Annotated in this window: 20 protein-coding genes, 1 other RNA gene and 1 pseudogene; 7 read left to right on the forward strand and 15 right to left on the reverse strand. The window is 71.3% G+C overall.

What is annotated here, in order from left to right:
* A pseudogene (locus tag N865_RS17650) lies at window positions 1–393 on the reverse strand (DEAD/DEAH box helicase); the annotation flags it as partial.
* Between the two features lie 289 nt (window positions 394–682).
* Complete coding sequence (locus N865_RS17655; RefSeq protein ID WP_245603828.1) at window positions 683–1,051, reverse strand: VanZ family protein; 369 nt, start codon at window positions 1,049–1,051, stop codon at window positions 683–685.
* Window positions 1,052–1,143: 92 nt separating this feature from the next.
* On the opposite strand from N865_RS17655, the gene N865_RS17660 reads away from it, so the two are divergent.
* Together N865_RS17660 and trxA are read left to right on the forward strand one after the other, a co-directional pair.
* A complete protein-coding gene (locus tag N865_RS17660) occupies window positions 1,144–1,761 on the forward strand; it encodes an SIMPL domain-containing protein (RefSeq protein ID WP_034808807.1) in 618 nt (205 codons plus the stop codon).
* A 63-nt stretch (window positions 1,762–1,824) separates the two neighbouring features.
* Window positions 1,825–2,214: a thioredoxin gene (trxA, locus tag N865_RS17665; RefSeq protein ID WP_034808809.1), complete on the forward strand. Its 390-nt coding sequence runs from the start codon at window positions 1,825–1,827 to the stop codon at window positions 2,212–2,214.
* 113 nt (window positions 2,215–2,327) lie between these two features.
* On the opposite strand, the gene N865_RS21975 is transcribed toward trxA, so the two are convergent.
* Window positions 2,328–3,245, reverse strand: a complete 918-nt coding sequence (locus N865_RS21975; protein WP_051510927.1) for a hypothetical protein — start codon at window positions 3,243–3,245, stop codon at window positions 2,328–2,330.
* Between the two features lie 300 nt (window positions 3,246–3,545).
* Window positions 3,546–3,912: a transfer-messenger RNA gene (ssrA, locus tag N865_RS22375) on the reverse strand.
* A 292-nt stretch (window positions 3,913–4,204) separates the two neighbouring features.
* Between ssrA and N865_RS17675 the strand changes: the two genes are divergently transcribed.
* The gene (locus N865_RS17675) at window positions 4,205–7,579 is read left to right on the forward strand and encodes a pyruvate carboxylase (RefSeq protein WP_034808810.1); all 3,375 of its coding nucleotides are present in this window, start codon (window positions 4,205–4,207) and stop codon (window positions 7,577–7,579) included.
* Between the two features lie 107 nt (window positions 7,580–7,686).
* Here the strand turns inward: N865_RS17675 and N865_RS17680 are convergent, their stop codons facing one another.
* Window positions 7,687–8,532 carry a winged helix-turn-helix transcriptional regulator gene (locus N865_RS17680; protein WP_034808811.1) on the reverse strand — a complete coding sequence of 282 codons (846 nt, stop codon included), beginning with the start codon at window positions 8,530–8,532 and terminating at the stop codon, window positions 7,687–7,689.
* A 53-nt stretch (window positions 8,533–8,585) separates the two neighbouring features.
* Between N865_RS17680 and N865_RS17685 the strand changes: the two genes are divergently transcribed.
* Window positions 8,586–9,806, forward strand: coding sequence for an MFS transporter (locus tag N865_RS17685; protein ID WP_034808813.1), 1,221 nt, complete (start codon window positions 8,586–8,588; stop codon window positions 9,804–9,806).
* Between the two features lie 269 nt (window positions 9,807–10,075).
* Here the strand turns inward: N865_RS17685 and N865_RS17690 are convergent, their stop codons facing one another.
* The 10 genes from N865_RS17690 to N865_RS17735 all read right to left on the reverse strand — a co-directional run bounded on the left by N865_RS17690 (window position 10,076) and on the right by N865_RS17735 (window position 22,056).
* The gene (locus N865_RS17690; protein WP_084328347.1) at window positions 10,076–12,040 is read right to left on the reverse strand and encodes a DUF2207 domain-containing protein; all 1,965 of its coding nucleotides are present in this window, start codon (window positions 12,038–12,040) and stop codon (window positions 10,076–10,078) included.
* A 65-nt stretch (window positions 12,041–12,105) separates the two neighbouring features.
* Window positions 12,106–12,579, reverse strand: coding sequence for an SsrA-binding protein SmpB (gene smpB / locus N865_RS17695; protein WP_034808815.1), 474 nt, complete (start codon window positions 12,577–12,579; stop codon window positions 12,106–12,108).
* Window positions 12,580–12,723: 144 nt separating this feature from the next.
* On the reverse strand, window positions 12,724–14,226 hold the full coding sequence (locus N865_RS17700; RefSeq protein WP_245603829.1) for a peptidoglycan DD-metalloendopeptidase family protein: 1,503 nt from the start codon (window positions 14,224–14,226) through the stop codon (window positions 12,724–12,726).
* Between the two features lie 136 nt (window positions 14,227–14,362).
* Entirely contained in the window at window positions 14,363–15,268 is a 906-nt protein-coding gene (gene ftsX, locus N865_RS17705) for a permease-like cell division protein FtsX (protein WP_034808819.1), read from the reverse strand.
* A gap of 24 nt (window positions 15,269–15,292) precedes the next feature.
* On the reverse strand, window positions 15,293–16,483 hold the full coding sequence (gene ftsE / locus N865_RS23610) for a cell division ATP-binding protein FtsE (protein WP_084328348.1): 1,191 nt from the start codon (window positions 16,481–16,483) through the stop codon (window positions 15,293–15,295).
* Window positions 16,484–16,659: 176 nt separating this feature from the next.
* Complete coding sequence (gene prfB / locus N865_RS17715) at window positions 16,660–17,772, reverse strand: peptide chain release factor 2 (RefSeq protein WP_034808821.1); 1,113 nt, start codon at window positions 17,770–17,772, stop codon at window positions 16,660–16,662.
* A gap of 11 nt (window positions 17,773–17,783) precedes the next feature.
* The gene (locus N865_RS17720; protein WP_157557764.1) at window positions 17,784–18,419 is read right to left on the reverse strand and encodes a hypothetical protein; all 636 of its coding nucleotides are present in this window, start codon (window positions 18,417–18,419) and stop codon (window positions 17,784–17,786) included.
* Window positions 18,416–19,840: a hypothetical protein gene (locus N865_RS22835; protein ID WP_157557765.1), complete on the reverse strand. Its 1,425-nt coding sequence runs from the start codon at window positions 19,838–19,840 to the stop codon at window positions 18,416–18,418. Before N865_RS22835 ends, N865_RS17720 begins: the two co-directional genes overlap by 4 nt.
* A gap of 113 nt (window positions 19,841–19,953) precedes the next feature.
* The gene (locus N865_RS17730) at window positions 19,954–21,375 is read right to left on the reverse strand and encodes an MFS transporter (protein ID WP_051510929.1); all 1,422 of its coding nucleotides are present in this window, start codon (window positions 21,373–21,375) and stop codon (window positions 19,954–19,956) included.
* Between the two features lie 99 nt (window positions 21,376–21,474).
* Window positions 21,475–22,056 carry a TetR/AcrR family transcriptional regulator gene (locus N865_RS17735; protein ID WP_051510931.1) on the reverse strand — a complete coding sequence of 194 codons (582 nt, stop codon included), beginning with the start codon at window positions 22,054–22,056 and terminating at the stop codon, window positions 21,475–21,477.
* Window positions 22,057–22,140: 84 nt separating this feature from the next.
* On the opposite strand from N865_RS17735, the gene N865_RS17740 reads away from it, so the two are divergent.
* The 3 genes from N865_RS17740 (at window position 22,141) to N865_RS17750 (ending at window position 24,567) form a co-directional block, all read left to right on the forward strand.
* Window positions 22,141–23,574 carry an MFS transporter gene (locus N865_RS17740; protein ID WP_034808828.1) on the forward strand — a complete coding sequence of 478 codons (1,434 nt, stop codon included), beginning with the start codon at window positions 22,141–22,143 and terminating at the stop codon, window positions 23,572–23,574.
* A 60-nt stretch (window positions 23,575–23,634) separates the two neighbouring features.
* Window positions 23,635–23,955, forward strand: coding sequence for a hypothetical protein (locus N865_RS17745; protein WP_034808830.1), 321 nt, complete (start codon window positions 23,635–23,637; stop codon window positions 23,953–23,955).
* A 144-nt stretch (window positions 23,956–24,099) separates the two neighbouring features.
* Window positions 24,100–24,567 carry a DUF4231 domain-containing protein gene (locus N865_RS17750; protein ID WP_034808834.1) on the forward strand — a complete coding sequence of 156 codons (468 nt, stop codon included), beginning with the start codon at window positions 24,100–24,102 and terminating at the stop codon, window positions 24,565–24,567.
* The last annotated feature ends 6 nt before the right edge of the window (window positions 24,568–24,573 follow it).

Below are 24,573 nucleotides of genomic sequence, written 5' to 3' on the forward strand. Positions count from 1 at the left end.
GTTGTACGACGGGCGGTCATCCCGACGCTGGAACCCACGGTCGCCGCGGTCGTCCCGGTTGTACGACGGGCGGTCGTCGCGACGCTGGAACCCGCGCTCGCCGCGGTCGTCCCGGTTGTACGACGGGCGGTCATCGCGACGCTGGAACCCGCGCTCGCCACGGTCGTCCCGGTTGTACGACGGGCGGTCATCCCGACGCTCGTCGCGCGGGGCCCGCCACTCGCGGCCGCCGACGTGCGACGCGGAGGACGAGGCTGGGCGCGAGCTCCGGCCGGCGTGGCCGGTCTTCGGGCCGCCCTGGCCGCGGTGCGGCTTCTTCGCGCCGGCGCGGGCCGTCTTCTTCTCGGTGGACCAGCGGGCCTTCTTGGGCGCGCCGGAGGACGTGTTGGACATGCGTATTCAACTCTCTTGACTCGAGCAGACTTCGTCTCGAGCCGCGAGTGATGACGCGACCGTCCAGACGAGCCTCAGGCGCATCTGGTGCGCCCCATGTGGACCGGTGCCCGGCATCTGTGCCGTCCGGTGTCGGATCCGCTCCGCGTCGGGTGCCGGACCGCGCCCATTGCGCGAACGTCCGGGTGGGTGTCAACCTCGCCGGCCGGGCCTGCCCACCGGGCAGTCCCCGGCGCCATCCCGTCCATCGGTTCCGAGGAGACCTCGGAGTCGGATGCCGCCGATTCTATCAGCGATCCCGACGCGCCCTGACCATGAGCGCGGCGACCCCGAGCAGGACCCCGAGCATGTCGACGACTGCGTCGCCGACGTCTCCGGTGCGGCCGGGCAGGAAGAAGTGCTGGACCAGCTCGCTCACCGGGGCGTGGACCAGGAAGACGATCGCCACCCCGGCGATGGACCCCACAGCGCGCCCGACGGCATACGTGGGGATGGCGAAGACGAGAACGTGGACGACCTTGTCGGTCCAGCTGACCGGGCCCTCGACCGTCACGATGGGCCAGTAGAGGACGAGGAGCTGCACGACGACGGCGAGCGCCGCCGCGATGATGAGGCGAGGGCGGGTGGTCGCCGGCTCGCTGGTCTGAAGGGTCTGCATGGCACGCCCAGTGTAGGTAGGTTGCCCGTGGGGGCCGTGTGCCGGTGGGTCGACACCCGGGCCGGGGATCGCCACGAGAGCAGGAGACCGTCATGGGCAAGCGCACCGTCACCGTCACGGGATCGGGCCGCGCGTCGGCCTCCCCCGACGTGGTCCGGCTCGACCTCCGCATCGGGCACGACGCCCCCGACGTCGCCGCGGCGCTCTCCGGGGCGTCCGCGGGGATCGCTGCCGTCGGCCGGGTCGTGCGCGAGGCCGGAGTCGCCGACGCCGACATCCGCACCCTCGACGCCAACGTCCACCAGCGCTACGACAACACCGGGACCGCCGTCGGCTTCACGGCGCAGCAGCGTCTCGGCGTCACGGTGCGGCGGCTCGAGGCCGTCGGCGAGATCCTCGAGGCCGCCGCGGCCGCCGTCGGCAACGCCCTGCTCGTCGACGGGGTCCGTCTCGACGTCGACGACCGCTCCGAGGGTCTGCGCCGGGCGCGCGACGCCGCCTTCGCCGACGCGCGCGACAAGGCCGAGCAGTATGCCGCCCTCGCCGACGCGTCTCTCGGCGAGGTCCTCGGGGTGGCCGAGAACGGCGTCGCCCCGGTCGCGATGCCCAAGATGGCGATGGCCATGCGGGACTCCGGCGGCGGGATGCCGATGGAGGGTGGCGACCTCGAGCTCGGCGCGAGCGTCACGGTGACCTGGCGACTGCGCTGACCGGCATACGGCGGCGGGATCCCGGTTCGGAATACGTCACGGGAAGGGACCGTTGGCACACACATGGCAACCACTGAGCTGACTGCGCAGTCCTTCGAGAAGACCGTTCTCGACAACGACATCGTCCTCGTCGACTTCTGGGCATCCTGGTGCGGCCCGTGCCGCCAGTTCGCGCCTGTGTACGACGCGGCGTCCGAGAGCGGCGACAACGAGGGCATCGTCTTCGGCAAGGTCGACACGGAGGCCGAGCAGGCGCTGTCCGCCGCGGCCAACATCACGTCGATCCCGACGCTCATGGCCTTCAAGGAGGGCGTCCTCGTGTTCTCGCAGCCCGGCGCCCTGCCGCAGTCGGCGCTCCAGGATGTCATCGAGCAGGTCAAGGCCCTCGACATGGCGCCGATCAAGGCCCAGATCGCTGCCGAGAGCGCCGGCGCGACCGCCGACCCCTCCTGACCTGAAACCCCTCGGGGCCTTGCCTCGCGCGATCGGCCACGACGTCCGTCCCACCCGCGGTGGTGACCCGACGTCGTGGCCGATTCCATGTCGGCGATCGCCCTGTGCCCGCATCACAACGTGAGCTCGCTCGGGTCGATCCCGAGGTGCCTCGCCACCCGCGTGACCAGCCGGTGACGCCGGCCGGGGTTGAAGACGTCGTCCTTGAAGATCTCGACCACGGTCCAGCCGAGTTCCTCCTCGAGGACGGCCCTGCGGTCCGAGTCGACACGGCGCGCCCGGGGACCGTGATGCGCCTGCTCACCTTGGTACTCGCCCACGACACGCTGCTTCCTCCACACGAGATCGCCCGTCGCGACCCACTCACCAAGGGCATCGTGGATCGTCGCGTTGAGCTCCGGCTCGGGGAGTCCAGCGCCGACCACCACGAGCCGGGCGCGGGACTCCATCGCCGAGGCTGCGCCGACCCTGACCCACTGCAGCGAGCGCACCGCCCGGTCGCGCGAGCCCTTCGGCATCCGTCTGCGCCGACGGAGCGCCTCGACCAGGGGGACCACCGACTGGGCTCGTGTCGCGATGCAGTCACCGATCACGACGAGGTCGTCTGCTCCGAGCACCTCGGCAAGGTCGAGCCAGGTGTCGGCCTGGCCGACGACCGGCAGGCCGCGACACCGTGCGATCGAGCGGGACTCGAGGCCCCGGTGTCCCACGACCCCGGTGCGCCGGATCCGGTTGTGCCGGTTGTCCCGGATGACGTGCAACGGCCGGTCGGGTGCGTCCGGCGAAGGCAGCGGAAGGTCCCACAGCCGCGCCGCGGTCTCGTGGCAGAAGGCCACGTCCTCTGGCATGGCGAGGGCGAACGCCCAGGCACGCTGGACGGTCGACGTCAGCGGCACCGCCGAGCGCACGGACCGAGTCGGCCGCGCGAGGTCAGGGCCGAGCAACCTCCCCTTCGAGAGCAGCTCGGCCGACGGGTCGCCGAGGGCGAAGGGACGCCTCCTGAGTGGGTCCGGCAGCTCGATCCGGGGCATGCCAAGACTCTCGGCGCGCTCGGGCCTGCCCGCTGGACGGCCGCCCTCGCACTGTGGATGGGCTCGTTCGCGCCGAGGGATGTGGAGGGCGCGCCGGACCCCCGCGCCCACGCCAACGGTTCGGCCACGAAGTCCTCGTCGTGGTCCTCCGAACCGGAGTTCCTGGCCGGTCGGGCGCGACCGGGCCGTACGCACCGAGCCGGCTGAGCGGCATACGGGATGGGGGAACGCGAAGAGGGCACCCCGGTCGGGGTGCCCTCTCGTCTGACCGGTGACAGCGTGACGTGGCCACCACAGAAGTGGTGGAGGTGGCGGGAATTGAACCCGCGTCCGATGACGAGAGACCAGGACTTCTCCGGGTGCAGTGCGCTACGGCTTTTCTCGGCCCCAGGGCTCGCACGCACACGTCCCCTGACAGGCCCAGTTGAGTAAGAGTCCCGCGCAGCCCCCCAACATGACTACGCAGCAAGTTTCCTAGCTGACGCCAGGCACTGAGTCGGAAACTACCTCAGGCTGACGGACTTCGAGGCTCGCTCAGGCGGCGAGGGCGAAGTCGGTGCTCTTGGAGTTGGCACCTATTGTTGTGCAAGGAGCGTTTACGAGATAACCCTGCATCCTCGACCCGCTTCCCCTGATGTGTCGACCACCGTCGAAACCGATCACCCCCGTGAGGGTGTCCACGTCACGCTGTTCACTTGTCAACCTGCTCGTCCTGCTGGACCACAGTATGCATGAGGAACGCGCGAGGCAGCCACGGCATTCCCGACGGCGCCCCTCCTCACGCAGGATCGGCAGCGGACGTCCGGCCACGCCCGCCGTCTCAGAATCGGACGCGGCCCTCGGACATCGACCCCACCGCCACTAGGCTGCCGACGTGGTCGACGTCGACCGGCCGTCGCGCCGCGCTCCCGCGTGGTCGCACCCCACCGAGCACGCACACCCCCACACCTGGAGGTCCGATGTTCCGCAAGGTCCTCGTCGCCAACCGCGGTGAGATCGCAGTCCGGGCGTTCCGCGCCGCGACCGAGCTCGGCGCCCGGACGGTCGCCGTCTTCCCGTACGAGGACCGCAAGTCGGAGCACCGGCTCAAGGCCGACGAGGCCTACCAGATCGGCGAGCAGGGCCATCCGGTCCGGGCCTACCTCGACCACGAGGCCATCGTCGCCAAGGCGGTCGAGGCCGACGTCGATGCGATCTACCCCGGCTACGGCTTCCTCTCCGAGAACCCGCTCCTCGCCGAGGCGTGCGAGGCGGCGGGCATCACCTTCATCGGCCCGCCCGCATCGGTGCTCCACCTGACCGGCAACAAGGCCCGGGCCATCGCGGCAGCGCGCGAGGCCGGACTGCCCACCCTGCGCGGCTCGGCCCCCAGCACCGACCTGGACGCGCTCCAGGCGGCGGGCGAGGAGATCGGCTTCCCGGTCTTCGTCAAGGCGGTCTCGGGCGGTGGCGGCCGAGGCATGCGCCGCGTCGAGGAGCGGTCGGGCCTGCGCGAGGCACTCGAGGCCGCCCAGCGCGAGGCCGAGTCGGCCTTCGGTGACCCGACCCTGTACCTCGAGGAGGCGGTGGTCAACCCGCGGCACATCGAGGTCCAGGTCCTCGCCGACGGCACCGGAGAGGTCGTCCACCTCTACGAGCGCGACTGCTCCCTCCAGCGCCGCCACCAGAAGGTCATCGAGATCGCCCCGGCCCCCAACCTCGACCCCGACACGCGGACCCGGATGTGCGCCGACGCCGTCGCCTTCGCCCGGTCCATCGGCTACGTCAACGCCGGCACGGTGGAGTTCCTCCTCGGCGAGGACGGCCGCTATGTCTTCATCGAGATGAACCCCCGCATCCAGGTCGAGCACACGGTGACCGAGGAGGTCACGGACATCGACCTCGTCGTCATGCAGATGCAGATCGCCTCGGGTGAGACCTTCGCGCAGATGGGCCTGCGGCAGGAGGACATCCGCACCAAGGGCTTCGCCCTCCAGTGCCGCATCACCACCGAGGACCCGGCCAACGGCTTCCGTCCCGACGCAGGGACCATCACCGTCTACCGCTCGGCAGGCGGCAGCGGCGTCCGCCTCGACGGTGGCACGGTCTTCGTCGGCGCCGAGGTGAGCGCCCACTTCGACTCGATGCTCGTCAAGCTCACCTGCCGCGCCTCGACCTTCCCCCTGGCCGTCCGGCGCGCGCGCAGGGCTCTCGCGGAGTTCCGCATCCGCGGCGTCTCCACCAACATCCCCTTCCTCGAGGCTGTCCTCGGCGACCACGTCTTCCAGGACGGCCGGGCGACGACGTCGTTCATCGACGAGAGGCCTCATCTGCTCTCCGCCCGCGTCCCGGCCGACCGGGCGACGCGCCTGCTCAACTACCTCGCCGACATCACGGTCAACCAGCCCCACGGCCCGGTGACGACCCGGGTCCGGCCGCGCTCCAAGCTCCCCGAGCTGCCCGAGACCCCCCTCCCGCACGGGGCCCGCGACCGGCTGCTCGCCCAGGGGCCGGCGGAGTTCGCTCGCTCGCTGCGTGCCCAGAAGGAGGTCGCCGTCACGGACACGACCTTCCGCGACGCCCACCAGTCGCTCCTCGCGACGCGCATGCGCACCCGCGACCTGCTCCACGTCGCCGGCCACGTCGCCCACCTGACCCCGCAGCTGCTCTCGATGGAGGCCTGGGGTGGGGCGACCTACGACGTCGCGCTCCGCTTCCTTGCCGAGGACCCGTGGGAGCGCCTCGCGGCCCTCCGCGAGGCGATGCCCAACATCCCCCTCCAGATGCTGCTCCGGGGCCGCAACACGGTCGGCTACACGCCCTACCCGACGGCGGTGACCGACGCCTTCGTCCGCGAGGCCGCCGCGACCGGGCTCGACATCTTCCGAATCTTCGACTCGCTCAACGACGTCTCGCAGATGCGCCCGGCCGTCGAAGCCGTCCTCGAGACCAACACGGCCGTCGCCGAGGTGGCCCTCTGCTACACCGGCAACCTCATGAACCCGGGCGAGCGGCTCTACACCCTCGACTACTACCTGCGCCTCGCCGAGGAGATCGTCGCGACCGGCGCCCACGTCCTCGCCATCAAGGACATGGCCGGCCTGCTCCGCGCCCCCGCCGCGGCGCGCCTCGTGACGGCGTTGCGCGAGCGCTTCGACCTGCCCGTCCACCTGCACACGCACGACACGGCGGGTGGCCAGATCGGCACGCTCCTCGCGGCGATCGACGCCGGCGTCGACGCGGTCGACGCGGCGACCGCGACGATGGCCGGCACGACGAGCCAGCCGTCGCTATCGGCCCTCGTCGCCGCGACCGACGACACCGACCGCGTCACCGGCCTCGACATCAACAACGTCTTCGCGCTCGAGCCCTACTGGGAGGCGGTCCGCCACCTCTACAAGCCGTTCGAGTCGGGTCTCGACTCCCCCACCGGCCGGGTGTACTTCCACGAGATCCCCGGAGGCCAGCTGTCCAACCTGCGCCAGCAGGCCATGGCGCTCGGGCTCGGCGACCGCTTCGAGGCGATCGAGGACATGTATGCCGCCGCCAACGGCATCCTCGGCAACATCGTCAAGGTGACGCCGAGCAGCAAGGTCGTCGGCGACCTCGCCCTCGCCCTCGTCGGCGCGGGTGCCGACCCGAAGGACTTCGAGGACGACCCGCAGAAGTACGACATCCCCGACTCGGTCATCGGCTTCCTCAACGGCGAGCTCGGCGACCCGCCCGGCGGTTGGCCGGAGCCGTTCCGGTCCAAGGCGCTCGCGGGACGGCAGGCCAAGCCGCGCCTGACGGAGCTGACCCCGGAGCAGGAGCGGTCCCTCGCCGACCACCCGCGACGGACGCTCAACCACCTGCTCTTCCCCGGCCCGACCAAGGAGTACGAGAGCTCGCGCGAGGCCTACGGCGACCTGTCGGTCCTCGGCACGGTCGAGTTTCTCCACGGCCTCGAGCAGGGCGAGGAGTACGAGGTCGAGATCGAGCCGGGCAAGCGCCTCCTCCTCGGGGTCCAGTCGATCGGCGAGGCGGACCCGAAGGGCATGCGCACGGTGATGTGCACCCTCAACGGCCAGTTCCGGCCGATCCAGGTCCGCGACCGACACGTCGAGGCCGACGTCAAGTCCGCCGAGAAGGCCGACCTCGGGGCGGCCGGCCAGATCGCCGCGCCCTTCGCCGGGGTCGTGACCCTGGCGGTCCGCGAGGGCGACCCCGTCGAGGCCGGTGGCGTCGTCGCGACGATCGAGGCGATGAAGATGGAGGCCAACATCACGAGCCCGGTCGGCGGCACCGTCTCCCGGGTCGCGATCGGCGCCCACCAGCAGGTCGAGGGCGGAGACCTCCTCGTCGTGATCGGCTGACGACGACAGACGAGGGGTATGCCGCTCGCCCGCCGAGCGGCATACCCCTCGCCGTCGGCCGGCGTGCCGGCGGTATCGCCTGCGGCGGACCGGCTCGCACGGACGGCCTACGCCGACGGAGCGAGTCCACGCACGAGGGCCAGGGCGTCCTCCACCGACCCGGTGACGTCGGGGATCGGGAAGAGCGTGCCGCGCACGACCCGATCGTGGTCGACGACGAGGGTGAGCCGCTTGAGCCGGGTCGTCCCGCCGGCCCGGAACGTCGGGAGCCGGAGCGCCGCCGTCAGCTCGAGCGCAGCATCCGACAGGAGCGGGAAGCGTATGCCGTTGAGCCGGGCGAACTCGGCCTGCTCGCTCGGGCGCTGGGTGGACACGCCGACGACGGTGGCGCCATGGGCCTCGAAGTCGCCGAGACGGTCGCGGTAGGTGCAGGACTCGAGGGTGCAACCGACCCCGGCCGGGACCTCGTCGGCTCCCGGGAAACCGGTGCCGGGATAGCAGTAGACGACGGTGAGGCCTGCGGCCGTGACCGGGTCGAGGGAGACGAGGTGCGGCACCCGCTCACCGACGAGCGCGTCGACCCGCCGCACCTCGGCGGCGTCGATAGCGGCGGTCGCGCTCGGCCGGCCGTCGCCGAGGATCCAGGCGTCGCCGAAGTCCTGGAGGGCGGCGAGCACCGGCAGGGCCCCGCGTCCGCGGGCCGTGAGGACGTACTCGAACCGCGGCGGGTGCTGGTGGTAGGCCCGACGCTCGAGCACGCCGTCCGCGACGAGGGACTCGAGCCGCTCGGTCAGGACCTTGCGGGAGATGCCTGTTTCCTTGACGAGCTGGTCGAAGCGCGTCCGACCCCCGGCGATGTCTCGGAGGACGAGAAGGCTCCACGGGTCGCCGAGGACGCCGACGGCCTGGGCGATCCCGCACGTGTCGCCGGGGTCGGGACGTCTCCTGCTCATGAGCCCATCGTATGTCAGTTCACAAAAGAGACTGACTGTCCTGAGATGTCCCCATGCGCTCCCTCCGTGACCTGCCCACCGTCGTCTGGGTCCTCGCGGCCGGGCGGTTCGTCAGCTCGGCGAGCTCGTTCCTCATGCTCTTCCTCGTTCTCTACCTGACCGGCCCGCGTGGCCTCGGGGTCGTGCCTGCCGGTCTCGTCGCCGGCGCGAACGGCGTCGGCGCACTCCTCGGGAACGTCACCGGTGGCCGGTACGGCGACCAGCTGGGTCATCGACGTGTCCTGCTCCTCGCGGCGAGCATCGTCGGTGTCGTCACCGCGCTCATCCCCTGGCAGCCCGTCTGGCTGCTCGCGATCCCGATGCCGCTGACCGGCTACCTCGGCGCCGTGGCGTCGCTCAGCCGGGGCGCGCTCTCGGCGCTCGCGGTGACGCCCGGGTCGCGACGCTCGGCCGTGGCCGTGAGCCGCGCCGCATCCAACGCCGGCTTCGTCATCGGCCCTCCGGTGGGGGCGCTGATCGCCGCCCGGGGGTATGACGCGCTCTTCGTCATCGACGGTGTCGTCACCCTCGTGCTGCGCCACGTGACGTCACGCTTCCTCCCCGAGGAGGCTCCCGTGCGACCCGAGCCCGGCGCGACGCACGGCCTGTGGGCCTCCGTGCGCCGGAGCCCGGGCCTGCTCGTGCTCCTGCCCGCAGTCGTGCTCGTCGACATCGTCTACCGGCAGCTGTACTCCACGCTCCCCCTTCACCTGCGCGACGCCGGGCAGCCGCTCGGCCTCTACACGGTCCTCATCGCCGTCGGCTCGGGCCTCATCCTGCTCCTCGAGATCCCGGTCGCCGTCTGGCTCCGACAGCGGCCGGCGATCCCCATCATCGCGACGGGCTACCTCCTCGTCGCTGTCGGCTTCACCCTCTTCGGCGTGCCGTGGTTCGGCGTCGCCACCGCGGCGGCCGTCGCCATGATCGTGCTGACCGCCGGGGAGATCCTCTACAAGACGACCGCGACGGCCCATGTCCTCGACGCCGCCCCGGCGCACCTCGTCGGCCAGTACCAGGGCCTCTACACGGGCGCTGCCACGAGCGGGACGATGCTGGCCGCGCCGATCGGTGGCATGGTGTATGCCGCCCGGCCCGGTCTGCTCTGGCCCCTCTGTGGCGTCGTGGCCGGCATCGGCGCCGTCCTCGCGCTGCTGTCCGCCCGCGTCCCGGCGGCTCGCCACCAGCCCGCAGACCGAACGACTCGTTCGCTGCCGAACGCGCCGGTGCACCACTGACCTCGACCACCGAACGCAGTGTTCGGTGCCGAACGCGCCGGTGCACCGCTGATCTCGACATCGAACGCAGTGTTCGGTCTCTCCAACACGGCGGCACGCCACTCACCCCGACAACCGAACGCGGTGTTCGTTCGCGAACTCAGCGGTATACCGCTGAGTTCGCGAACGAACACCGCGTTCACATGGCAGGGTCCGGGCCGGGTCCGGGCAGGGGCAGGCAGGGTCCGGGCAGGGTCGGGCAGGGTCGGGGCAGGGTCGGGTTGCGGGCGCTACCAGGAGCCGGACGAGGAGCCTCCGCCACCACCACCGCTGAAGCCACCCCCGCCGAAACCGGAGGCGCCGGACGACCCGGGCGTCGAGGTGAACGTGCCGGTCGAGGTCGTCGAGAAGCTGTCGACCCCGTTGGCGATGCTCGTGAAGTCGGGGAAGACGTTGCCGCTCCAGACGTACCAGGTCGGCATGATGAGCGGCTGGTTGGCCGCCTCCGCGGCGCGTGCCACGTCGGCGAACGTCTTGGCCCACCGGTCCGCGACACCGAACACGACGGCATACGGGAGGTAGCGGCTGAAGATGTTGCTCGCCTCCTCGAAGGCGATCTGCCCGGCCTCGGCCGTGGTGAGGTACTCCTTGAAGCCGAGCGACTGGGCGAGCACCGCGGAGCCCTCCGCCGTCTTGGCCGCCATCCGCCCACCGAGGATCCACGTGATGCCACCCGCGAGGAGCAGTCCCACCCCGAGCGCGACGCCGCCGGTGAACCCCGAGCCGAGGACGGCCTGGATCGCACCGCGGCCGTAGAACAGGATGAGGCCGCCGATGACGGCGAGCGCCAGCCCGAGGCCCTGCCAGACACCGCGCTGCACCTGCGGCGAGGACCGGAACCAGTGGCGCCGGACGACCTCTTCGTACATCGCCGACTGGATCGACTTCAGGGTCGACGCGAAGTGGTTCTTGAGCTCAGAGAGCGCCACGACGTCGCCGCGGGACGCGAAGATCCCGTCGAGCAGCTTGCGCTCGTAGGGCAGGAGCCGGTCGTCGGCGGGCGGTGGCAGCTGCGTGAGGTTCCAGTCCGTCCGGCTGAACGGGCCCGAGCCGTCGACCTCCTCGATGCGCAGGTAGCCGCGCACCGCGAGGTCGATGATCGTCGCGGAGACGTCGATGGGGTTGGCCGTCTCGTCGATGATTGTGCCGACCATCCCCGGTTGGACGCCGGCCGGAGGCTGGAACTGGACGGCGACGACGGTCCGGCCCCCACGTGTGGTCGGCGCCTCGGCGGCCGTGCCCGCCGCCGGCGTCAGGCCCGGGGTGACGTCGGCGTAGCGCTCGTCGCGCCCGCGGGTCCACACCAGCGTGCCCATGACAGCCAGGGCGACGACAGGGGCGCCGATGCCCCCGACCCAGGCGGCGGCGTTGGCGGCCGAGGCGGCGCCGGAGCCGAGCGAGGTGTCGCTGCTGCCGTCGCGGATGTCGGGACGGGGGTTGTCGAACGCCGTGGCCGGGTAGGAGGCGACGACGGTCATCGCGTCACCCGAGGCCAGGGAGGCTGCGGAGAAGGTCGAGGGGTTGCCCGTTGTCCCCTGACAGGGGGTCGTCGCACCGGCCGCGCCCTGGTAGCAGAGGACCTTCGTCGAGGCGGCCGGCGCGTTCACCGTCACGGAGACCTTGTCGCGCGGCGTGAACTCGTTGGTCCCGAAGACGTTGTAGAAGAACTCGACCGTGTTGGCGGCCCCGTCCTGGCCGGCGATCGGGTTGAGCACGTTGTGGAGCGTGTAGCTGACGTCGTAGACCTGGGTCCCGCTCGTGTACTGGTCGGCGCTGCCGATGCGGATCTCACGCGCCGCCCCGTTGTCGCTGACCTGGAACGCGTCGGGAGCCCCCGAGGGGCTCGACACGGCGACGTCGGTCATGTCGTAGTAGCGGTACTTCCCATCCTGGCCAGAGACGCCCATCCGCACGATGATGTTGCGGAAGATCCCGTGGCGCTCCTCCCCCGCCGGGAAGCGCCAGGTGATCCGTTCCCTGACCTGGACGCTGCCGTCCTTCTGGAGGTCGTAGGCGGCTGTGTACGAGTCCATCCCCTCGCCCGTCGCGGCCTGCGCAGCCCCCGCGGGGAAGAGAACGAGGAAAGCCGTCGCGAGGACGAGCCCGAGCCGCGCCAGGACCGGCAGCGACCCACGTCGGCGCTCGCGCCCGGTGTGAAGGTTCCGGCGAATCGGGCGGGTCGGGCGTGTCGTCATCGATTCCCTGTCCTGGCTCTGGCCTGAGGGGCGGCTGCTGCGGGAGATTGACCGAAGTGCTCCGGTCACCGGTTTCGATGCGCCGCGCTCAACGCGCGTTCCGCCTCACGCCGATCCTGTCGCTCTCGAAGGGCGTGGCGCTTGTCGTAGGCCTTCTTACCGGTCGCCAGGGCGATCTCGACCTTGGCGCGGCCGTCCTTGAAGTAGAGCGACAGGGGGACGATCGTCCGGCCGCTCTCACGCGTCTTGTGGGCGATCTTCGTCAGCTCGGACCGGTGCAGGAGGAGCTTGCGGCGGCGCCGGGGCGCGTGGTTGTTCCACGTCCCGTTGAGGTACTCGGGGATGTGGACGTTCTCGAGGTAGAGCTCGTCGCCGCTGAACATCGCGAAGCCGTCGACGAGCGAGCAGCGGCCCATCCGCAGCGCCTTGACCTCGGTGCCGCTCAGCACGATGCCCGCCTCGAAGGTGTCCTCGATGTGGTAGTCGTGTCGGGCCTTGCGATTGCTCGCGACGAGCGATCGCCCCTTCTCCTTCGGCACCGGACCGTCCCTCCAACTCGTTGAGCTCGACTCACCGCCGCATCACACGGCAGCGTGCCAACGCTACCCCGAAGGCGCGCCGACCCGAGATCGAGTTTCGCCCGGAGCGGTATCCGTCGGAGGATCGGTCATGAGCCGTGCGGCTCAGAGCCAGATGCGTGGGTTGACCGGGATGCCGTCCTCGTAGACGCCGAAGTGCAGGTGGCAGCCAGTGGAGTACCCCGTCGTCCCGGAGTACCCAATGAGCTGGCCCCGCCGGACGCTTCCGCCGAACGTCACGATGCTCGACAGGTGGTTGTAGCTCGTCACGAGGTCGACGCCGCGGTGGATGCCGTGGTCGATGAGGATCTGGTTGCCCCACCCGCTCGCGCGCCAGCCGGCGCGGATGATGACACCGGGGGCAGCGGCATACACGGGGGTCCCGCAGGGGATGCCCCAGTCGAGGCCGTCATGGAGCATCCACTTCTGCAGGATCGGGTGCCAGCGCATGCCGAACCCGGAGGTCGTGGGGCCGTTTGCCGGGTAGGAGAGATAGCCCGACTGGGTGGTGTCGCCCTGGACGGGGGGCGGCACCTGCGGGGTGTAGGTCTTGCCCTGGGCTGCGGCGGCCGCTGCCTTCGCCTGTTCCTCGCGGATCTTGCGCTCGCGAGCGGCCCGCAGGGCGGCGAGCCGCTTCTGCTCGGCGATCCTCGCCTGACGGGCCCGTTCGACGAGGATGGCCTGCAGGCGCGCGGACTCGGCCCGGGCCGCGTCGAGCTCGGCCTGCTCGTTGGCGCGCTCGGTGGCGAGGTCGGCTGCGTAGGCGGTCTGCTGGGCCTTGAGTGCGTCGAGCTGCGACTTCGCCGTGGCGGCGTTGCTCGTCGCCGTGACCGCGTTGTTGTGGGCGACGATCGCCTGCTCCTTGGCCGCGGTCGCCGCCGCGGTCGCCGCCTCAGCGTTGGCGAGGGCGATCTCGGCCTGACGCTTGAGCTCGGCGATCTCGGCGCGCACGGCCGTGAGGTAGGCGCGCGTCGAGGTGTTGTCGGCGGTCATGGCGGCGAGCTTGTCGATCGTGTCGCTCGCAACCGTGCTCGCCGTGTCGGCCATGACGAGCCGGTCGGCGAGGTCCTGCGGCGAGGTTCCGCCGAAGACCATGCCGAGCTGGGAGTCGGGCCCTGGCCCCTGGAAGACCTCCGCGGCATACGCGTCGAGGGCGTCCTGCGACGTCACGAGCTCGCTCGAGCTCTTGGCGAGCCGCTCGACCGCGCGCTGCGCGTTGGCCTGGGCGACCGCCAGCTTCTGGGCGACGTCCTCGTTGTGTGCGCGGGCCTTCGCCTCGGCCGCCTCGGCCCTCGCCTGGACGTCCTCGGCCTGGGCCTGCGCCTGCTCGGCCTGCGCCTGCGCCTGCTGCGCCGCGGAGAGGCGCTGCTGCGCGACGGGGAGGGCGGCCTTCGTCTTCTCGAGGTTGACGTAGGCCCGGGCGAGCGAGGCGTTCGTGCCCTCGAGCTGCTGGCCCAGGGCCGCGATGCGCTTGTCGTTGCGCTTCTTCTGGTCGGAGACGGAGTCGGCGCGGGCGACGAGGGCCGTCCCGAGCGAGACCGTGCACGCGAGCACGAGCCCGACGGCTGTGATCTTGGCCGTCGGCGTCACCCGATCGGATCGCCTCATGCGCCACATAGATTTCATTGGTACCACAGGTCACACCGGATGGGCACCCCCTTGCCGGACAAAACCCCCGCATCGATGTTTTCGGCGGTCACCGGCGACCGCCGAAAACATCGACCCGGGGGCTGGTGGGGTGGGATCAGACCCGCAGGTAGCGGCGCAGGGCGACCCAGGACGTCACGGTCGAGAGCAGCACCACCCCGACGACGATCCACGGGGCCACGGCGACGACGTCGGCGACGCCGATGAACGCGGTGTCGGTGAGCGTCTCCCCGAGGAACCCGACGACGCCGTACTGGACGGTGGCCCACAGCATCCCCACGGCGAGGACCGCACCGAGGGCGCTCGAGATCACCGTCTCCATGACGAACGGGAAGCGGATCGTGAAGTTGGAGGCCCCGACGAGGCGCATGATCCCGGTCTCGCGGCGCCGGCTGAAGGCGGTCTGCCGGATCGTCGTCGCGATGAGCATGACCGCGGCGACGACCATGAGCGACGAGAGGGCGATCGCCGCCCACGAAACGGTGTTCATGAACGTGAAGAACTTCTCGAGGAGCTTCTTCTGGTCCTGGACGTCGGCCACTCCGGGCATGCCCTTGAGCGAGCTCGCGACGACGTCGAACTTCGACGCGTCATTGAGGTTGACCCGGTACGAGTCGGCGAAGTACGACTCACCCGCCCGCGCGAGCGGGGAGTTGCGGTAGGTCTCCTTGAACCGCTCGAACGCCTGCTGGCGCGTCTCGTAGAAGACCTCCTTCACCGTCGGCTTGAGGGCCTCGAGCTCGGACCGGATCGCCGTGCGCTGGGCGTCGGTCGTCGGCTCACCCGCGCAGTTGGTGTAGCGGGTCTTCTCCGCGCAGAGCAGGACCGTGACCTGGACGCGGTCGTACCAGTAGTCCTTCATGGTGTCGACCTGGCGCTGCCCCATGAGGCCGAGGCCGAGGAGGTACATCGAAATCATCGTGACGATGACGACGGACGCGGCCATCGACAGGTTTCGACGCAGGCCGTTGCCGATCTCCCCGAGGAGGAACTGGATTCGCATGGCGGGTCTCGCTCGGTCTCTCGTTCAGTGCTCGACGGCCTGGGCCGTGGGACGCGCCTTGCGGCGGCGGAACAGGCCGACGCGGACAGGGGGCTGGGGAGCCGGCGCCGCGTCGTCGGCGTCGTCGGACTTCGGCGCGGGCTCGGCGTTCGCCTGGGGCTCGGCCTTCGCCTCGGGCTCCGGCGCGCGCTCCGGCTCCGGGGTGGGCTCGGTGGTGGGCTCGGTGGTGGGCTCGGGGGTGGGCTCGGTGGTGGGCTCGGGGGCGGTGTCGTCGACGGGCGCGGCTGCCGCCTCGTCAGCAGGCTGCCGCTCAGGAACGTCCGCGGCCGGGGCCTCTTGTGCCTCGGGCACGCCGACGGTCTCCGCCGCGGGCTCGGCCGCGGTCTCCTCCGCCGGCTGATCGGTCGGGTCGGCCGCGACCCCCTCGGTCGGCTCGTCCACGCGCTCGTCCACGCGCTCGTCCGCGCCCTTCGTCGCAGCCTCGGCGGAGTCGGGCGCCGCCGGAGCCTGGACGACGACCCGAGGAAGGGCGCCGGTCGTGTACTCCCCCGTCTCCTGGTCGCGGATGACCACGCCGTCGTCGAGCTCGATCACGCGCTTGCGCATCGCGTCGACGGTCACGGTGTCGTGCGTCGCCATGACGACGGTCGTTCCGGTGCGGTTGATCCGGTCGAGCAGCTGGACGATCTCGAGGCTCGTCGCCGGGTCGAGGTTGCCGGTCGGCTCGTCGGCGAGCAGGATCGGCGGCCGGTTGACGAAGGCCCGCGCGATGGCGACACGCTGCTGCTCGCCGCCGGAGAGCTGGTGCGGAAGGCGCTTCTCCTTTCCGGCGAGGCCGACGAGCTCGAGGGTCTCGGGGACGATCTGGCGGATCCGCGACCGCGAGCTGCCGAGGACCTGCAGGGCATAGGCGACGTTCTGGAAGACGGTCTTGTTGGGCAGGAGGCGGAAGTCCTGGAAGACGCAGCCGATCTCGCGGCGCAGGGCCGGCACCTTGCGCTCGGGCAGCTCGGCGAGGTCGCGCCCGCCGACGAGGATCGTGCCCTCGGTCGGGTCCTGCTCCTTGATGGCCAGCTGGAGCATCGTCGACTTGCCCGAGCCGGACTTGCCGACGACGAACACGAACTGGCCGCGTGGGACCTCGAGCGAGACGTCCGCGAGCGCGGGCCGCTTCGTCCGGGGATACGTCTTCGTGACGTGGTCGAAGAGGATCATGCGACGGGCCTCGGCTCCTGCGGGACGACGACGTGGCTGGGACTGCGCTCAGCGGCATACATCTGCCCGTATGCCGCTGGGCTGCCTTCCGAGGCTACGGCGCCGACGCGCGAAACCCGGGCTTACCGCCCGTGTCGGGCGTGGCGCGGCGCGGGCCGCGCCACGTCAGCGGTCGCTCAGACGGCGGCCTTCTTCTGGGCGATCTGCCAGCGGATGCCGGCCTCGATGAAGCCGTCGATGTCGCCGTCGAAGACCGCACTCGGGTTGCCGGTCTCGTACTCGGTCCGGAGGTCCTTGACCATCTGGTACGGGTTGAGGACGTAGGAGCGCATCTGGTCGCCCCAGCTCGCCTTGACGTCGCCGGCCATCTCCTTCTTGACCGCGGCCTCCTCGGCCTTACGCTGGAGCAGCAGCCGCGACTGGAGGACCCGCAGGGCGGCCGCGCGGTTCTGGATCTGGGACTTCTCGTTCTGCATCGAGACGACAATGCCCGTGGGGATGTGCGTCATTCGGACGGCCGAGTCGGTCGTGTTGACGCTCTGGCCACCCGGGCCCGACGAGCGGAAGACGTCGATCTTGAGCTCGTTCTCGGGGATGTCGATCGAGTCGTCGCTCTCGATGAGCGGGATGACCTCGACGGCGGCGAAGCTCGTCTGGCGGCGGCCCTGGTTGTCGAACGGGCTGATCCGCACGAGGCGGTGGGTCCCGCCCTCGACGGACAGGTGGCCGAAGGCGTAGGGCACGTTGACCTCGAAGGTCGCGGACTTGAGGCCGGCCTCCTCCGCATACGAGGTGTCCATGACCTTGGTCGGGTAGCCGTGGCGCTCGGCCCAGCGGAGGTACATCCGCATGAGCATCTCCGCGAAGTCGGCGGCGTCGACGCCGCCGGCGCCCGCGCGGATCGTGACGACCGCCTCGCGCTCGTCGTACTCGCCGGAGAGCAGGGTGCGGACCTCGAGCTCGCCGACGTCCTTCTTGAGCTGGACGAGGTCGCGCTCGGCCTCGTCCATCGTCGCCTGGTCGGACTCCTCGGTGCCCATCTCGACGAGCGTCTCGAGGTCCTCGATGCGCTGGTCCATCTCGAGGACGCGGTCTCGCTCGGAGTTGGCACGGGAGAGGGCGCTCGTCACCTGCTGGGCCTTCTCGGGGTCGTCCCACAGGTCCTGCGCCGAGGCCTGCGCCTCGAGGTCGGCGATCCGCCTCCCCAGGCCCTCGAGGTCGGTGACGTTGCGCACCGAGTCCATCGTCGCGCGCAGGTCCTTGAGCTCCAGGGTGAAATCAACAGCCACGAAGCAACAGCCTACGGCAGTGCAGCGGTGCTCCGCTCCGCCCCCGGCAGCGCCTGCGGGTCGACGAGGTCGAGCGGCGGGTCGAACCGGACGAGGAGGGCGGGGTCGAGATGGGCCTGCCGGCGCAGCAGCTGTTCGCCCTCGAAGCTCAGCGTCGCAGTCACGTCACAGGCCCCACCCCGCATGCCGACGAGGTCGCCGTGGCGCACGATGGCAGCGAGTCCGCTGGCGTCGAGGACGAGCTCGAGGGTGAATCGGAAGGTCTTGACGGTGCGCCCGTCGACGAGGAGGTCGACGTCGGGGTCGTATCCGGCCCGCACCTGCCGGCTGGCGATGTCGACGACCTCCTCGCTCCCCGGAGTGGCGAGGGTCCGTCTGGCGGCCGCCGTGAGGGCGCGGTGCTTGCGCCAGCACCCGACGAGGACGTCGGCGACGTCGAGGTCGAGCAGGTCCTCGACGACGGCGCCCACCTCCCGGTCGACGGACTCGAGCGCCGCCGTCGACAGCGACCGTATGCCGTGCAGCGCCCCCGAGGCGGCCTTCCTCTCGCTGAGCAGGGCACCCACGACCTCTCCTCGTTCGGCCTCCCGGTCGGCGCCGAGGATCATCCGCATCGTGAGTCGGCCCGGTCCTGTTGGTGCGCTCATGTCCCCATCTCCTCGATGACGTGCTCTCCCGGATGCGGATGCGGCTCGAGGCGCACGCTGACCTCAGGCCCGCGGGGATCCACCGGCGTGTCGACGATGGTGATGCCGTCGGCGGCGCGACGACCCGGCATGACCCGCACGTGGCCGCGGACCCACCGGCGGCTACGTGGACCGCGCAGCGCCACCGCAGTCAGGAAGGCGGCAAGAAGGAGCACAGCGACGAGCACGACGGCGAGCACGACGGCGACCCAGACCCACGGTGTCACGATTCCGCCCTGCTCCTGGTCTGCCGTGTCACTGCTGCCCACGTCGGTCGTGGTGGTCACCTGGGAGCCGGCCGGCTCGACCGTGAAGTCGGTGCGGGCGACCTGGTCGGTCGCAGGTTCGCACCGCACGACCAAGGTGTGCCGGCCGGTGAACGCCGACGGCACGGTGACGGTGGTGCCGGCTGTGCCGTCGGCGGCCACCGGCGAGGCGCCAGCACGCCCGACGTCGTCCCACAGGAAGACGACCTGGCCGCACACGAAGCCGGAGGCCTCCGCCGTGGCGTCCGCGCCGGCTGTCGCCTTGTCGGGGCGCATGACGACGCGCGGGACGGGCGTCGAGGTCGTGTCAGGTGGCCTGGTCGCCACCGTCACGGTGAATCCCTCCGACTCCCACGAGAAGAGGACCTTGCCGTAGACCGTGCACGAGGCGGTGACCCGATGACTCCCCGTGGAGAGCCCACGTGACACTGTCGTGGTCGCCCGGTAAGCCCCGTCTCGCGACTCCGCGGTCCCCCAAGTCAGAGCGGGATCGCCGTCCCAGGAGACCGTGACGTCTCCGGGGCAGGAGCCGGGAAGCGTCGCCGAGACCACGGTTCCGACATCGCCCTCGAGCGGGTCGACCGACACCGTCGGTGGCACCACCATGAAGGCGGCCGGCTCCCAGTCGAGCGGGTGGTCGCCGGCGCAGAGGACGCTGACCTCGTGCGAGCCGGGCGAGAACTCCGGGGGGACAGTGGTCGTCGCGGTGAACCACCCGTCCTTTAGAACCGTCTCGCCCCAGGGCTGCCTCGACTCGGTCCAGACGAAGGAGAGATCCGCGGAGCACCATCCCTGGGTCCTTGCGGTCACGGTGGTGCTCACGGGCCCCGACTCGGGCGTCAGCAACACGGCCGCCTGCGTCACCACAGGGTCCGTGGCCGGGGGCTGGGCGACCGGGATCGGTGCAGTCACCGGCTTGGCGTCGGGAGGCGCCACCGCAGCTCGCGTCACCGGTTGCGGCAGTGCGCCGGCGACGGCGCCCGGAAGCGGGCCGAAGAGCATGCCGAGGAGCATGCCGAGGAGCATGCCGAGGAGCATGCCGACGACACCCACAAGGCCGACCAGGCCGCCGAGCGCGGCCACGACCTTCGCGCTGCTGAACCGGTGCCGGATCATCGACATCCCCGATGCCCCCAGTGCCCACGACTGGGCAGCCTCAGGCTAGGTCTCCCTCGCCACGCAGGGACAGGGCCGTTGGGCCCTGCCCCGCCCAGCGGCATACGGGCAGGTCAGTGCCCGTCGTGGCGCTGGCGGCGCACCTCGCGCGCCTCGGCCACGAGGGAGACGCCGGGACGGTCGTTCATGCTGCGCCACGCACCGACGCCGGCCCCGACCATGGCGAGCCCGGCCAGCAGGTAGGTGACCATCGCCCCGGTGTACGTCAGGGTGACCGGGCCGAGGGTGAAGGTCCGGGGCAGCCCGAGGCCGGCGTCGAAGGCGGCGGCCATGAGCGGAGCCACGGCGAGGACGAGGACGAGGACGACCCCGCTGAGGGACTGCACGAGGGCGAAGGTCCGCCCGCGGATCTCGTCCTCGACCGTGAGGCCGAGCAGGGTGTACCCGATGACCCAGCCGACGCCGACGAAGCAGCCGAGGAGGACCGCGAGCGGAAGGACGAGAAGCAGGACCGGGGCGACGGCCAGGACGAGGAGCACGATGCCCGCGCCGGTCAGGGCCGCCCCGAAGAGCCGCGGACGGGAGAACCCGGCGAGCAACCGGGGACCGAGGACGAGACCGAAGGCCATCCCGGTGAAGACGGCCATGAAGAGCAGGCCGTAGCCGGGGGCGCCGGCACCCATGTCGGCGACGAACCGCGTCGCGAGGCCGATGACGAGGCCACCGCCGGCGAACGCGCCGAGCATCCCGGCGACGAGGCCGCGCACGAAGGGGCGCTGCTTGACGAGGAGCAGCCCGTTGGCGACGGTGCGGTAGACCGACTCGGCGGCGAGGTGCTCGCGGGCGGCCTCGCGCGGGGGGAAGGCCACGCGGGAGACGATCCATGCGCTGACGAGGAACGTCAGCGCGTTGACGTAGATGGCGAGGAACGTCCCGCTCTCGTCGAGCGCGGGCAGCAGGATCCGCAGCGGCTCGCTGACCAGGGCGAGGCCGGAGAAGAGAAGGGCCGCGATCGGGGCGGTCCCGTAGCTGCCGACGAGGTTGAGCTGGTTGGCGAGCTCGAGCTTCGCGGGCGGCACGAGGTTGGGCACGGTCGCGTCCTTGGCCGGGTTCCAGAAGAGCGATACGCACTCGACGATGACGATGGCGACGTACATCCACCAGAGCGTCCCGACGACCGGGATCGAGACGAAGAGGGCGAACCGGAGCAGGTCCCCGACGATCATCGTGATGCGGCGGTCGAGGCGGTCCGCGACGACGCCGGCAAGGGGGCCGAGCACGATCGCAGGGGCGATGCGCAGGATGAAGACTCCCGAGACGGCGAGGTACTGGCCGACTCCGCCCCTCGCGAGCTCGGCCGCGAGCGCCGTCGTCGCGAGCAGGGCGAGCCAGTCGCCGAGGCTCGAGAGGGCGCCCGCGGCCCAGAGGTTGCGGAAGGGCCGGATCGCGAGGATCGCCCTCAGCCCGCCGCGGGAGGCCGGCGTCGGGCCGGCGGTGACGTCGTCGCCGTCGTGCGGGGGTTTCCCCGTGGTCATGCCCTCAGCCTAGGAGCGCCCTCAGGCGTCGTTCCCGTTTCCCCACCAGCGGCGGATCCGGCTCGCGCCGGACCCCGAGGGCCGGGGCAGGCGGCGTCGTCAGGAGCCAGAGGACGCGGGCGCCGCGAAGAGGCTGCGGATTGTCGCGAGGACGATCCGGTCGGCGCTGCGCTCGGCAAGGCGCCCGGCGAGGAGCTCGTCGGCGGCCGTGTGGAGGGTGGCCTGGTAGCAGGTGACCAGCCACGCAGTCGGCACGTCGGTGCGGAACGCTCCCGACGCGCGCCCGCGACGGACGAGGGTCTCGAGGCGCCGGGCCGCGTCCTCGTGGCGGTCGCGCACGCCGTCCGCGCCGAGCTCTTCCCGGGCGGCGGCGAGGAGCACCCGCCCGGGGCCGACGATGCGCCACGACGCGAGGACGAGCCGCTCGAGGGCAGCCATCTCGTCTCCGGAGAGGTCGACGCCCTCGAGCGTCGTGCGCGACTCGTCCATGACGCGGCTGAAGACTGCGCCGACGAGGTCCTTGCGCGACGCGAAGTGGCCGTACATCGTCACCCGGCTCACGCCGGCCGCTGCCGCGATCTCGGCCATGCTCGCGCGGGAGTCCCCGGCGAGGAGCCGGATGCCGGCCTCGACGATCGCCTCGCGGTTGCGCTCCGCATCTGCCCGCCTCGCTCGTTCCATACGGACACCTTCCCATATCCCTGACACGGGTGTATACCTTAGAGCTCACAGTCTTTACATCAATGTAAAGTTTAGGAGATCCTCATGCACCGCTCCACCGCCCCCGAGCACCCCGCCCCACCCCAGGCAACCGCTGCCCGCAACGCCTCCCCCTGGCTGATGCCCGTCATCGCCCTGGTCCAGCTCATGCTCATCCTCGACATCACCGTCGCCAACGTCGCCCTACCCGACCTCGCCGCCGAGCTGGCCCTCGGCCCCGGCCTCACACCCTGGGTCGTCACCGCCTACGTGCTCGCCCTCGGTGGTTTCCTCCTCGTCGGCGGCCGGGTCAGCGACGTCGTCGGCAGCAGACGGGTCCTCCTCCTCGGACTCGCAGCCTTCACCGTGGCGTCGGCCGTGGCCGCGACCGCCCAGAGCGGCCCGGCCCTCGTCGCAGCCCGGGCCGCGCAGGGCCTCAGCGCGGCCTTCGTCTCGCCGTCGGCGCTCGCGACCCTCACCACCGCCTACACCGGCGCCGCTCGGCACCGGGCGCTCGTCGTGTGCGGCGCCATCGGCGGGGCCGGTGTCAGCGTCGGCGTCATCGTGGGTGGACTGCTCGTCTCCGGGCCGGGCTGGCGGTGGATCTTCCTCATCAACCTGCCCATCGGTGTCCTCGTCATGGCCGGGGTCGCCCGGCTCGTCCCGGCCCGCCAGGAGGCTCCCGACGCCTCGACCCGACGCGTCGACCTGCTCGGCGGGCTCCTCGTCACGGCCGCGACGGGCGCTCTCATCTACGCCCTGACGCGCATCGGCCAGGACCGGTCCGTGACCGCAGTCGGCGTGGCGTTCCTCGCCGTCGCCGGGCTCGGGTATGCGGCCTTCCTCGCGCACCAGCGGCGCACGCAGGACCCGCTCGTCGACCCGCGCCTGCTCCGCACGCCCCGGGTCGCCACCGGCGCGCTCATCATGCTCGCGTCGAGCGCCATCCTCGTCGGCCTCTTCTTCGTCCTGAGCTTCTACGACCAACGGGGGCTCGGCTGGTCGGCCCTCCAGACCGGCCTCTCCTTCCTGCCCCTCGCGGCCGGGACCGTCGTCGGCGCCCACCTCGGCTCGACAGCCGTGCGCGCGCACGGCCCCCGTGCGGTGGCACCCGTCGCCTTCGCGGTCGCCGCCGTCGGCCTCGGCCTGGCTGCCTGGCAGGTGGACTCGACACCGCTGCTCCTCGTCGCGACGGGCCTGACCGCCGTCGGTCTCGGCGCAGGGTTCGTCACCGCAACGACGACGGCGCTCGGCGACGCCGACGAGGGCCGGGCCGGCGTCGTCTCGGGCATCGTCAACACGGCCCACGAGCTCGGAGCTGCCGTCGGCGTGGCCGCCCTGTCCGGCATCGTCACGGCCTCGGCCGCCACGGCCCTCGCCGACAGCGTCGTGGCAGGGCTCGTCGGCCTCGCCGTGACCGCCCTCGTCATCGCCGTCATCGGGGCGCTCGCGATCCCGGCGGGCCGGCCCGCCGAGGGAGTGGCCGTCCGCCTGCACTGAACCCGGCCACGGGCGCACGGTGCCGTATGCCGGGAGCGAGCCCAGCGGCATACGGCACCGGTGACGCGCGTCGAGCGTGGAGGCATCGTGGCCTCGTTCCTCGAGAACTCCTCGCGGCGGAGTGCCGGGAGCACTGTCGTCCTCGACGCGCCGATGCTGTCGTTGTCCGAGAGGGTCACCTACGGTGCCCGTGACGAGCTGCCGGGTGGGCGGGCCGTTCCGGCCTCCGTGATCTGGACCGCCGAGCAGATCGCCAGACTGCGCTATGGAGTCGACTGGGGCGCCGTCGACTACCTCGACGACACGAGCCGGCTCCACCGTGCCGGCCCTCGTCACCCACGGCGCCGCCGACCCCGTCGTGCCCGTGCACCGCTGTCCTGACGCTGCGTTCTGGATGACGACCACGAAGCTCGGGGCGACGGCCCGTCGGTGCGCGGGAACACCGCCCACGGGCCGGTGTAGCCGGAAGGTGGTCGTCATCCGAAACACCAACGGAGACAAACCTTGACGATCACACTGGGAGCCATGAGCGAGGTCCCGGACATGATGGGTGACGAGCTGCCGAAGCCGACGAACCCGGACGACGTCACGGATCTCGTCTGGCTGGCGTTCCAGAGCCAGTTCGCCTTCTTCAGCAAGGGCTCCCGGCGCAACCGCGTCGCCTACCAGTCCTCCAAGGTCGCGACGATCGTCATCGCGGCCGCTGTGACGATCTGCGCCGCTCTCGACGTCCGCCCATGGGTGACGGCCAGCCTCGGCGGTCTCGTCGTCGTCATCCAGGGGCTCCAGCAGCTCTTCCAGTGGCAGCTCAACTGGGTCACCGACCGCCAGTCGTCCGAGACGATGCGCCAGCACGGCCTCGCGTATGCCGCGATGATGGACCCCTACGACGGCCCCGACCGTCGTGACCGGCTGTCCAAGCTCATGCGCGACATCGCCCTGCGGGAGAACCGGTCGTGGGCCGGCCGCATGCTCGACCGCGGGAGCCGGTGACGGCCG

This window comes from Intrasporangium oryzae NRRL B-24470, from assembly GCF_000576595.1.
Classification (GTDB): domain Bacteria; phylum Actinomycetota; class Actinomycetes; order Actinomycetales; family Dermatophilaceae; genus Intrasporangium_C; species Intrasporangium_C oryzae.